The sequence below is a fragment of the Streptomyces sedi genome (assembly GCF_006335015.1).
GTDB lineage: Bacteria > Actinomycetota > Actinomycetes > Streptomycetales > Streptomycetaceae > Streptomyces > Streptomyces sedi.
Genome location: NZ_VDGT01000026.1, coordinates 83,584 through 94,234, shown reverse-complemented (window position 1 = coordinate 94,234; position 10,651 = coordinate 83,584). Strand labels below are relative to the sequence as shown.

11 protein-coding genes and 2 tRNA genes are annotated in these 10,651 nt (G+C 73.9%); 4 read left to right on the top strand and 9 right to left on the bottom strand.

Annotation, left to right across the window (positions count from 1 at the left end):
- Window positions 1-196: 196 nt before the first annotated feature.
- Window positions 197-1,216: an adenosine deaminase gene (locus FH715_RS25700; protein ID WP_139649449.1), complete on the top strand. Its 1,020-nt coding sequence runs from the start codon at window positions 197-199 to the stop codon at window positions 1,214-1,216.
- 220 nt (window positions 1,217-1,436) lie between these two features.
- Here FH715_RS25700 and FH715_RS25695 read toward each other — a convergent pair whose 3' ends face one another.
- The 9 genes from FH715_RS25695 to FH715_RS25655 form a co-directional block, all read right to left on the bottom strand.
- Complete coding sequence (locus FH715_RS25695; protein WP_139649447.1) at window positions 1,437-2,492, bottom strand: UDP-N-acetylmuramate dehydrogenase; 1,056 nt, start codon at window positions 2,490-2,492, stop codon at window positions 1,437-1,439.
- A gap of 70 nt (window positions 2,493-2,562) precedes the next feature.
- Window positions 2,563-4,035 (bottom strand): DHA2 family efflux MFS transporter permease subunit, encoded by a 1,473-nt coding sequence (locus FH715_RS25690; RefSeq protein WP_139649445.1) that lies wholly within the window; start codon window positions 4,033-4,035, stop codon window positions 2,563-2,565.
- Window positions 4,036-4,133: 98 nt separating this feature from the next.
- Window positions 4,134-4,730 (bottom strand): TetR/AcrR family transcriptional regulator, encoded by a 597-nt coding sequence (locus FH715_RS25685; RefSeq protein WP_246108979.1) that lies wholly within the window; start codon window positions 4,728-4,730, stop codon window positions 4,134-4,136.
- A 51-nt stretch (window positions 4,731-4,781) separates the two neighbouring features.
- Window positions 4,782-5,084, bottom strand: a complete 303-nt coding sequence (locus tag FH715_RS25680; protein ID WP_139649443.1) for a hypothetical protein — start codon at window positions 5,082-5,084, stop codon at window positions 4,782-4,784.
- 72 nt (window positions 5,085-5,156) lie between these two features.
- Window positions 5,157-5,612, bottom strand: a complete 456-nt coding sequence (locus FH715_RS25675; RefSeq protein ID WP_139649441.1) for a MaoC family dehydratase — start codon at window positions 5,610-5,612, stop codon at window positions 5,157-5,159.
- On the bottom strand, window positions 5,609-6,088 hold the full coding sequence (locus FH715_RS25670) for a MaoC family dehydratase N-terminal domain-containing protein (protein WP_139649439.1): 480 nt from the start codon (window positions 6,086-6,088) through the stop codon (window positions 5,609-5,611). The genes FH715_RS25675 and FH715_RS25670 overlap by 4 nt, the downstream gene beginning before the upstream one ends.
- Window positions 6,089-6,229: 141 nt before the next feature.
- Window positions 6,230-6,394 carry a 50S ribosomal protein L33 gene (gene rpmG, locus FH715_RS25665; protein WP_097230363.1) on the bottom strand — a complete coding sequence of 55 codons (165 nt, stop codon included), beginning with the start codon at window positions 6,392-6,394 and terminating at the stop codon, window positions 6,230-6,232.
- 93 nt (window positions 6,395-6,487) lie between these two features.
- Window positions 6,488-6,560 (bottom strand) — tRNA-Met (locus tag FH715_RS25660).
- A gap of 47 nt (window positions 6,561-6,607) precedes the next feature.
- Window positions 6,608-6,680 (bottom strand) — tRNA-Thr (locus tag FH715_RS25655).
- Between the two features lie 177 nt (window positions 6,681-6,857).
- Here FH715_RS25655 and FH715_RS25650 point away from each other — a divergent pair.
- From FH715_RS25650 to FH715_RS25640, 3 genes are all read left to right on the top strand, one after another.
- Window positions 6,858-8,057, top strand: coding sequence for an amidohydrolase family protein (locus FH715_RS25650; protein ID WP_139649437.1), 1,200 nt, complete (start codon window positions 6,858-6,860; stop codon window positions 8,055-8,057).
- 51 nt (window positions 8,058-8,108) lie between these two features.
- Window positions 8,109-8,765 carry an NAD(P)H-binding protein gene (locus tag FH715_RS25645; protein ID WP_139649435.1) on the top strand — a complete coding sequence of 219 codons (657 nt, stop codon included), beginning with the start codon at window positions 8,109-8,111 and terminating at the stop codon, window positions 8,763-8,765.
- A 575-nt stretch (window positions 8,766-9,340) separates the two neighbouring features.
- A complete protein-coding gene (locus FH715_RS25640) occupies window positions 9,341-10,648 on the top strand; it encodes a sialidase family protein (RefSeq protein WP_139649433.1) in 1,308 nt (435 codons plus the stop codon).
- Window positions 10,649-10,651: the final 3 nt, after the last annotated feature.

Here is a 10,651-nt window from a genome sequence, read left to right as displayed (position 1 = left end):
GGTTCTCCTACGCGCTGGGCGACGACGACCTGGTCGAGGGCGTCTCCCGCATCCAGAAGCTGCTGGCCGAGGCCCGCTGAGGCGTCGGCGGCGACACCGGGGTCGACCCGAACGCGGGTTCGGGTCGACCCCCGCCGGGTGGACCGGCGCGGCGACCGGGTTTGGGCGCACCGGCCTGGTACGGCAAGATCCTGGGATGGCTCGTGTTCGTGATCTGAAGTCCCTCCCGAAGGCGCATCTGCACCTGCACTTCACGGGGTCGATGCGGCCCGCGACCCTGCTGGAACTGGCCGACAAGTACGGCGTCCACCTGCCGGAGGCGCTGCGCGGCGGGGAGCCGCCGAGCCTGCGGGCCACCGACGAGCGGGGCTGGTTCCGCTTCCAACGCCTCTACGACCTGGCCAGGTCGTGCCTGCGGGAGCCGGAGGACATCCAACGGCTGGTGCGCGAGGCGGCCGAGGAGGACGTGCGGGACGGCTCGCGCTGGCTGGAGATCCAGGTCGACCCGACCTCCTACGCGCCGCGACTCGGCGGGCTGATCCCCGCGTTGGAGATCATCCTGGACGCGGTGCGCACCACCTCGCGGGAGACCGGCCTGGGGATGCGGGTGCTGGTCGCGGCGAACCGGATGAAGCACCCGCTGGACGCGCGCACCCTGGCACGGCTCGCGGTGCGCTACCGGGACCAGGGCGTCGTCGGGTTCGGGCTGTCCAACGACGAACGTCGCGGTTTCGCCCGGGACTTCGACCGCGCCTTCGCGATCGCCCGGGAGGGCGGGCTGCTGGCCGCCCCACACGGCGGCGAGCTGGCCGGGCCCGTGAGCGTGCGGGACTGCCTCACCGACCTGGGCGCGGCCCGGGTGGGGCACGGGGTGCGGGCGGTGGAGGACCCGGCCGTGCTGACCCGCCTCGCCGAGGCGGGGGTGGCCTGCGAGGTCTGCCCGGCGTCCAACGTGGCGCTGGGGGTGTACGAACGCCCGGAGGACGTTCCGCTGCGGAAGCTGTGGGACGCGGGGGTGCCGATGGCGTTGGGCGCCGACGATCCGCTGCTCTTCGGCTCGCGGCTGGCCGCGCAGTACGAGATCGCCCGTCTGCACCACGCGTTCACCGACCACGAACTGGCCGAACTGGCCCGCCAGTCCCTGCGCGCCTCGGCGGCGCCGGAGGATGTGCGGGACAAGTGCATGGTCGAGATCGACGCGTGGCTGGCGGGGTGACCCTGCCGGGGGTGCCGAGGCGACAACCCACCTGGCCGGTGCGGCACCGTAGTCGCCTACGGCCCGCCACGGATGCACCGCGCAGTTCCCCGCGCCCCCAGAACCGCCCACCGGCGGTGAAGGGGCGCGGGGAACCGCGCGAGCGACCACACGCCGAGCCGAGGACGGCAACCCACGCGAGCCAGGCACACGAGGAGCCGCTCCCCAAAGGCACCGCAGGTCAGAGAGACGTGCCGACCAGGACCGGTTCGTTGACCAGGGTGACGCCGAACGCGGCCTGGACGCCGTCGCGGACCTCGCGGGCGAGCCCGAGCAGGTCGGCCGTCGTGGCCTCGCCCCGGTTGGTGAGGGCCAGGGTGTGCTTGCCCGAGATGCGGGCGGGGCCGGTGCCGTAGCCCTTGGTGAAGCCGGCGCGGTCGATCAGCCAGGCGGCCGAGGTCTTGGTCCGGCCGTCGGGGGCCGGGTAGGCGGGCGGCTCCGCCTCCGGCCCGAGCCGCTCGGCCGCGCGGCGGCGGAAGGCGGCGAAGGCCTCGGCGTCCAGCACCGGGTTGGTGAAGAAGGAGCCGGCCGACCAGGTGTCGTGGTCCTCCGGGTCCAGCACCATGCCCTTGCCGGTGCGCAGCTTGAGCACGGCCTCCCTGGCGTTGGCCAGCGGCACCCTGCCGCCTGGTTCGACGCCGAGCAGCCTGGCGGTCTCGGCGTAGCGGACGGGGGCCGAGAGGCCGCCGGCGTCCTCCAGCTCGCAGCGGACGCGCAGCACGACGAAGCGGTGCGGCTCCGCCTTGAAGCGGCTGTGGCGGTAGGCGAAGCCGCACTGCTCGCCGGTGAGCGTCACGGTCTGGTCGGTCTCGCGGTCGTAGGCGACGACCTCGGTGATCACCGAGGAAACCTCCTGCCCGTAGGCGCCCACGTTCTGGATCGGGGTGGCGCCGGCGGAGCCGGGGATGCCGGCCAGGCACTCGACGCCGGCCAGGCCGGCCTCCACAGTGCGGGCGACGGCCGCCGACCAGTTCTCCCCGGCGGCCAACTCCAGTCGGGTGCCGTCCAGTCGGACCCCGGTGGTGGCGATGCGCAGCGCGGTACCCCGGAAGCCGCCGTCGGCGACGACCAGATTGCTGCCGCCGCCGATCAGCAGCAGCGGCCGGCGCTCGGTGTCGGCCCGGCGAACGGCCTCGACGATCTCCTCGTCGGTGGTCGCGGTCAACAACCGGTCGGCCGGCCCGCCGAGGCGGAGGGTGGTCAGCGGCGCCAGCGGGGCGTCAGAAGTCTCCAGCACCCCGCCACCATACGAGACCGTCCCGTCCGTGACCGGCCGCCTCCACCGGCCACGGACGGTCCGCCCGCCGTCAGGCGGCCACGCCGACCGGCTCGGGTGCCTCCGGCTCGGCGGGCGCCGACGGGCGCCCCGCGTCGCGGCGGGGAACGAGCAGCACCAGGGCCGCCGCGGCGAGCAGCAGGACGGTGCCGACCCAGAGCGCGGGAACGAGCCCTTCGGTGAACACCTGGTGCGTCTCGTAGCCGCCCCGGCTGGCGAAGACCGAGGCGAGCACGGCGACTCCGAGGGCGCCGCCGACCTCGCGGAGCGCGTTGTTCACCCCGGAGGCGATGCCCTCCTCGTGGGGGCGGACCGAGCCGAGGACCATCGCGCCGGCGGGCGCGAAGAACATGGCCATCCCCGCGCCGCTGAGGGCGAACGCCGGTATCTGGGAGACATAGCTCACGCCCGGCTCGGCCAGGACGGCGAGCCAGCCGAGGCCGACGGCCATCAGCGTCATGCCGGTGGCGACGACCGTGCGCCCGCCTATCCGGTCGGTGAGGGCACCGGCCAGCGGCGCGACCAGCAGGGTCATCCCCGTCCACGGCAGCATCCGCAGCCCGGCCTCGGTGGGCGAGTATCCCTGGACCAGCTGAAGGAACTGGGTCAGCAGGAAGATCGAGCCGAACATGCCGGCGAACATCAGCAGACTCGCCGCGTTGACCGCGCTGAAGGCGCGGGAGCGGAAGAGGCGCATCGGCAGCATCGGGGTGGCGGTGTGCGTCTCCCAGCGGACGAAGGCGACCAGCAGCAGCCCGCCGAGAACGAAGCCGGCCAGCACCGGGCCCGAGGTCCAGCCGTGCTCGTGGCCGCGGACCAGGGAGAGCACGACCCCGAGGAGGCCGCCGCTTACCAGGGCCGTGCCCAGCAGGTCGAGCCGGCCGTCGCCGCCCCTGCTCTCGGCGAGCCGGCGGTGGGCCAGCGGGATCAGGGCGAGGCCGATCGGGACGTTCAGCCAGAAGATCCACTGCCAGGTGAGGTGCTCGGTGATGGCGCCGCCTACCAGCGGGCCCGCGGCCACCGCCAGGCCGTTGACCGCGCCCCAGATGCCGAACGCCGCGCCGCGGCGCTCCTTGGGGACCGCGGCCGAGATCAGGGTGAGGCTGAGCGGCATCAGGATGGCCGCGCCGGCGCCCTGGAAGGCGCGGGCCGCGATCAGCTGGTCCGTCGATCCGGCGAGCGCGGCGCCCGCCGAGGCGGCGGTGAAGAGCGCGACGCCGACGACGAAGACCCGCCTGCGCCCGAAGCGGTCGCCCAGCGCGGCACCCAGCAGCAGCAGGCAGGCGAACGGCAGGGTGTAGCCGTTGACGATCCACTCCAGGTCGGAGAGCTTCCCGCCGAGGTCGTCCCTGAGCACCGGCAGCGCGGTGGTGACGACCAGGTTGTCCAGCGCGGCCATGAAGGTGGCGGCGCCCACGACCAGCAGCGTCCACACGACGCTGCCGCCGCCCCCCGCTCCCGGTGGCCTCTTCCGCTCCGCTTCCCGCGCGCTGTCGTGCGCCATGATCCCCTCCGAGTCGGAAGATTAGTGATCGGTCAATAAGTTTCGAGGACACACGTGTGCCCTACTCCCGCGCGGATCTCTCCCCCGGGCCAGCCGGGTCAGCCGGCGGCCCCGGACCCGTCGCCCTCGGCGCCGGAGAAGTAGTCGAAGACGTTCAACGTGTCCCAGACCCGGTGCCCCTCGGGGAAGCCCATGGAGAGGGTCACGTTGATCAACATGCCTATGCCGAAGAAGTCCCTGGTGAGGACGGGGTCACCGCCCAGGCGACCCTGTATGCCGTCCCACATCTCCGCCCACAGGGCGCGGATCTCGGAGGCGAACTCCTCGTCCCCCTCCGCCTCCCGCGCGCTGACCGCGACATACATCTGCATCTGGAAGAGCAGGTCGCTGCGGTCGGAGATCATCGGGAAGTACGCCCTGCACATGGCGTCGTGGGCCTCCTGGGGCCCCAACCCCTCGGTGGCCTCCTCGAACTGCCGCCGCAACCGCTCGATGGAGTGGCGCGCGGCGGCCAGGAAGATCGCCCGCTTGTCCGGGAAGAGCCGGAAGAGATACGGCTGGGAGACCCCCACCCGCCTGGCGATGGACGCGGTCGTCGTGCCCACGTACCCGGCGCGGCCGAACTCGACCACCGCCGCGCGGATCACGCTCTCGCGCCTCTCCTCGGCCGACATCCGGCCGCTCTCCCGTGCCATACGAGAAAGTTATTGGTCGATCACTAATGTGTCAACCCCCGGCCGGCGGAGCTACCCGGCACGCTCCTCGTACTCCACGTACTCGACCAGGACGATCCCGGGCGTCCGCCGTTCCGCCTCGGCCAGCTCCGCCAGCCTCCGGGGCCCGAGCGGGGCCGCGCCAAGGAGGGAGCAGAGGGACACCCGCCCGGGGCGGGCCACGGCGCCCCGGCGGTAGGCGACCACCGTCGGCCCCAGCGCCAGCGCCACGGGGTGGGGGTCGGCGAGTTCCTCGGTGTCCAGCCGGCGGAGGGCGTCCGCCGGGAGGCGGGCCAGCCACGGGTAGGCCGCCACCAGCTCGTCGAGTCGCGCCACGGCTCGCTCCAGGTGATCGACTCGTTGCCCGCCCCGGCCGGGACGTCCACATCCCGGCCGGGGGCGGGGCGTTCAGCCCAGGCGGACCACGGCGCGGGCCATGCCCAGCACCTTCTGCTCGGCGCTGACCGCCGTCAGATCCACCCGAACGGTGCGCTGTTCGTCGTCCAGCTTGACGGCGACCTTGCCGCCGACGGTGATCTCCGCCGCGACCTCGCCCTCCGGGACGTCCGGGACGACGACCGGCTTGGTGAAGCGCACCCCGTACTCCAGCACCGCGCCCGGGTCGCCCGCCCAGTCGGTGACCACGCGGCCGGCCTGGGCCATCGTGAACATCCCGTGGGCGATCACGTTCGGCAGCCCGACCTCGACGGCGAAGCGCTCGTTCCAGTGGATCGGGTTGAAGTCGAGCGAGGCGCCCGCGTACCGCACCAGCGTGGCGCGGTCCACGGGAAAGGTCCTGGAGGGCAGCTCGGTGCCGACCTCGACGTCGGCGTACGCGACACGGCGCGCGGCCTCCTGGGTCATCGCTGCTCCCCCTCCCCGGCGGGCGCGTCGTCGCCGCCGCTCCTGGCCACCAGCTTGGTGTGGGCGGTCGCCACCAGGGCGCCCGTCTCGTCGTGCAACTCGCCGCGCACGGTCAACACGTCGTTGCCCATCAGGGACTTGATGGACTCGATGGTCGAGCTGACCGAGAGCCGGTCGCCGGCGCGCAGCGGCCGGACATAGGAGAACTTCTGTTCGCTGTGCACCACCCGGCTGTAGTCCAGGCCCAGCTTCGGGTCGGAGATCACCTCGAACGCGGCGCGGTAGCTGACCAGGAAGACGAAGGTCGGCGGCGCGATCACGTCCGGGTGGCCCAGGGCCCTGGCCGCCTCCGGGTCCGCGTAGGCGGGGTTGTCGTCCCCGATCGCCTGGGCGAACTCGCGGATCTTCTCCCGGCCCACCTCGTACGGCTCGGTGGGCGGGTAACTCCGCCCGACGAACGACTGGTCGAGAGGCATCGCGGACTCCTCACATCCGGGGACGACGGCCGTGGTCAAGGCCGTGGAAAGACGCGAAGCCGCCCCCGGCGATGACCGGGGACGGCTTCTCACAACGATGTCGCGTGCCGCGTGATACGGACGCCGAGCGCGAAACGCCGCTCAGCGGGTCTCGCGGTGCGCGGTGTGCGAGTTGCAACGCGGGCAGTGCTTCTTCATCTCCAGGCGGTCCGGGTCATTACGCCGGTTCTTCCTGGTGATGTAGTTCCGCTCCTTGCACTCCACGCAGGCCAGCGTGATCTTCGGGCGGACGTCGGTGGCAGCCACGTGAGTGCTCCTTGACGGATGGACGGGTGAAACCTATTGAACACAGAGAGAGTAGCCGATCGGAGGACCGACCCCGCAATCGGCTACTGTGAGTAGCGGCGACCGGACTTGAACCGGTGACACAACGATTATGAGCCGTTTGCTCTACCGACTGAGCTACGCCGCCACAGGGCTTGCCGCTCCCACCCGGAGGATGAGAGCCAGGCACCCCAGAGCCCCAAAACGGAATCGAACCGTTGACCTTCTCCTTACCATGGAGACGCTCTGCCGACTGAGCTATTGGGGCGAGCGCTCAAGAGATTACACGGTCACCGGCGGAAGGCGAAATCCATTGCCACGCCGACCCGCTGGGCGCGGGTCGGGCGTTTCTTATGACTTTCCCCCCGCCGCCGGGCGCTTCCCCGCCCGGCCCCCGGACGGGGCCTACGCTCGCTCCGCAGTCGTCGCCCGAGCGGGGAGCGCGATGTCCCAGTCCGCGATGTCGGAGCCGGTGCCGGCCAGGGGCGCCGGGGAACTGCTGCTGCGCGGGCCGCGGCTGGCCGACGGGCGGACCGTGGACGTGGCGCTGGCCGACGGCCGTGTCGCCGCCGTCGCACCGGCCGGCTCGCTGCGGCCCGGCGCCCCCGGCGACCTGGTCCCGCTCGACGGCTACCTGCTGCTTCCCGCCCCCGCCGAGCCGCACGCGCGCCCGGAGACCGCGCTCACCGCGCCCGGCCCGGAGCCGCGCCGCCCGCTGCCGGCACGCGTCGCCGAGTCCGCGCTGATCCGGCTGGGGCACGGCGCGACGGCACAACGTTGCCATGTCGCGATCGACCGCGGCCTCGAAGCGTGGGACACCGTGATCGAGGCGGGCCGCGCGCTGGCCGGGCTGGCCGAGGTGAGCGCCGTGCCGCTGCCCGGGCCGCTCACCGGCCTGGCCGGCGCCGGCCAGCGCGCGCGACTGCGGGACGCGCTGGCCATGGGCGCCGGCGCGGTCGGGGGCGCGCCGGACCGCGACCCGGACCCGGCGGGGCATCTGGACGCGGTGCTGGAGCTGGCCGACGCGTGGGGGCTGCCGGTCGCGCTGCACACGGAGGCGGCCGAACCGGCCTGGCTGGAACGGTTGGTGGCCTCCGCCACCGCCGGCGGCGCCGCACGGCACGGGCTCTGCCTGGGCCCGGCCGGCGGCCTCGCCCGGCTGACGCCGCCCGCGCTGCGCCGGGTCGCCGAGGGGCTGGCGGCCGGCGGGGTGCGGGTGGTCTGCACGGCGAGGAACGGGCGCCGGGCGCCGGTGCGGGAGTTGACCGCCGCGGGGGTGACGGTGGCCGTCGGCGGCGGACCGCTGCGGACGGCGGCCGAACCGGCCGGCGGCGGCGACCCGTTGGCCGCCGCCCGACTGCTGGCCGCCGGCGGGGCGCGGACGCCGGAGGCGGCCTACGCCGCCGTCGGCCCGCTGGCCAGGGCGGCGCTCGGGCTGCCGGCGCCGGCCGGGGTGACCGTGGGCTCCCCCGCCGAACTGCTCGCGGTGCGCGGCGGTTCGGTGGCCGAGGCGCTGTCGCTCGGATACAGCAGGGTGGTCTTCCACCGGGGCCGGATCGTGGCGCGGACCAGCGCGGTGCGGGAGTACGCGGCGGACGGGCCGACCAGGGCCGAAGTGGAACTCCCGCGTCAGCAACCGGGTTGAGGCCGGGGCGCGCCCTCGGGAACGGGCGTGGCGGCGCGTTACGGTCGGGGTATGCGCACAGTCATCGCTGGTGGACACGGCAAGATCGCCCGGCGGCTGGAGAAGCTGCTGTCCGGGCGTGGCGAGCAGGTGGCCGGGCTGATCCGGAAGCAGGAGCAGGCGGGAGCCCTCCTGGCGGCCGGTGCCGAGCCGGTGGTCTGCGATCTGGAGGAGGCGACCGTCGAGGAGGTCGCCCGGCACCTGGCCGGCGCCGACGCGGCGGTCTTCGCCGCGGGCGCGGGGCCGGGCAGCGGGATGGCACGCAAGGAGACGGTCGACCGGGCGGCTGCCACGCTCTTCGCCGACGCGGCGGAGCACGCGGGGGTGCGGCGGCTGGTGGTGGTCTCGGCGATGGGCGTCGACGACGAGCCGCCGGCCGGAACGGACCCTGTCTTCGCGGCCTATCTGCGCGCGAAGGGCGCGGCGGACGCGGACATCAGGGCGCGTCAGGGGCTGTTCTGGACCATCCTGCGGCCGGGCCGGCTGACGGACGACCCGGGAACGGGGCGGGTGCGGTTGGCGCCCAGACTCGACTACGGGTCGGTGACCAGGGACGACGTGGCCGGGGTGCTGGCCGCGCTGCTGGAGAGGCCGTCGGCGGTCGGGTTGACGCTGGACCTGGTGGGCGGGGAGACGCCGATCGCGACGGCGGTCGCGGAGGCGGGGTAACGAGGCCGGGGCGACCACCCACCTGGCCGGTGCGGCACCGTCGTCGACTGCGGCCCGCCGACGGCCCGGGCCGCGACAACCCACCTGGTCGGTGCGGCACCGTCGTCGACCGCGGACCGTCACGGATGCACCGCGCAGTTCCCCGCGCCCCCACAAAGCGCTCACGCGCACTGACCCGACCACGCCAGCCCCGACCAGGGGCGCGAGGAACTGCGCGACCAGCCGACCACCGGGGCCAGGGCGACAACCCACCTGGCCGGTGCGGCGCCGTCGTCGGCTGCGGCCCGTCACGGATGCACCGCGCAGTTCCCCGCGCCCCCAAACAGGCCGTCACCGGCCGCGCCTGAACTGGCGCCTGACCCGACCACGCCAGCCCACACAGGGGCGCGAGGAACGGGCCAGGACGACCACCCACCCAACCAGCGCGGCGCCATCCGGACGCACCGCGCACCCACAAGGCGCTCACGCGCACCCCTTGTCCGCGCGCGGGGCGCGCTTTACCGTGTGGGACGTCCTACGTCCGACGTTGGGCGACTGAGCGCCCGCGCGACGCGTTCGAAGGAGCCGGCACCGTCATGTCTCACGAGAACCCGACACCGACACCGAACCCTGGTCCGCCCCGCCCCCGGCGGGGCGCCGCGCGGAAGCGGACGCCCCTGTGGCTGCTGGCCGTGACCGGCACCGCCGTGCTCGGGGTGCTGGCGGCCTCGCCGGCGCTCGCCGCCGGCGCCGGAAGCAACAGCGGCAACGGCAACGGCAGCGGCAACGTCGGGCCGACCGACGACTGTCTCTCCTCGGTGCCCTTCGTCGCCGGCACCGACGGCTACGACACCTTCCGGGTGCCGGCCGTGGTGACCTCGCCCTCCGGCACGCTGCTGGCGTTCGCCGAGGGCCGGGTGGCCGGCGCGGGCGACAGCGGTGACATCGACGTGGTGCTGCGCCGTTCCTACGACGGCGGCTGCACCTGGGGCGAGTTGACGCTGGTGGCCAGCGGCGAGGGGGACACCCGGGGCAACCCGTCGCCCGTCTTCGATCCGGCCACCGGGCGGCTGGTGTTGGTGACCTGCTTCAACGGCGGCGACGTCAGCGAGGAGGAGATCCGCAGCGGCGAGGCGACGCCCGAGCAGAGCCGCCGGGTGTTCGTGCAGTTCAGCGACGACGAGGGCACCAGCTTCAGCACCCCGAGGGAGATCACCCACGCGGCGAAGCGCCCCGAGTGGCGCTGGTACGCCACGGGTCCCGGGCACGCCATCGCGTTGACCAAGGGCCCGCACGCCGGCCGGCTGATGGTGCCGTCCAACCACTCGACCTCCCCCGCGCCGGGCTCGCCCGACGACGGCACCGAGGACCGCTACTACGGTTCGCACGCGCTCTACAGCGACGACGGGGGCGAGACCTGGGAGCTGGGCTACGTCGACCAGTCCTACGAGGGCGCCCTGAACGCCAACGAGTCCAGCGTCGCCGAACTCCCCGACGGCCGGCTCTACTTCAGCGTGCGGGACCAGAACGGCACCGACCCGGGCAACCGGCTCGGCGCCTACTCGTCGGACGGCGGCCAGAGCCTGGACGGGCCGCTGGTGCCGCAGCCCGGGCTGGAGAACGTGCCGGTCGTCCAGGGCAGCGTGCTGCAACTGCCCGGCCGCCAGGGCCCGTTGCTCTTCTCCGGCCCCTCCGAGCCGGACGCCAGGCGGTCGTTGACCATCTACCGCAGCGACGACGGCGGCGGAACGTTCCGCCCCGAGGCGCAGGTCTCCGCGCAGCCGGCGGCCTACTCCGACCTGGTGGAGCTGGACCGCCGGACGGTGGGCCTGCTCTACGAGACGGGCCACGAAGGGCCCTACGAGACGGTCGAGTTCCGCCGCATCCCGATCGGCAGGGGCTGACGC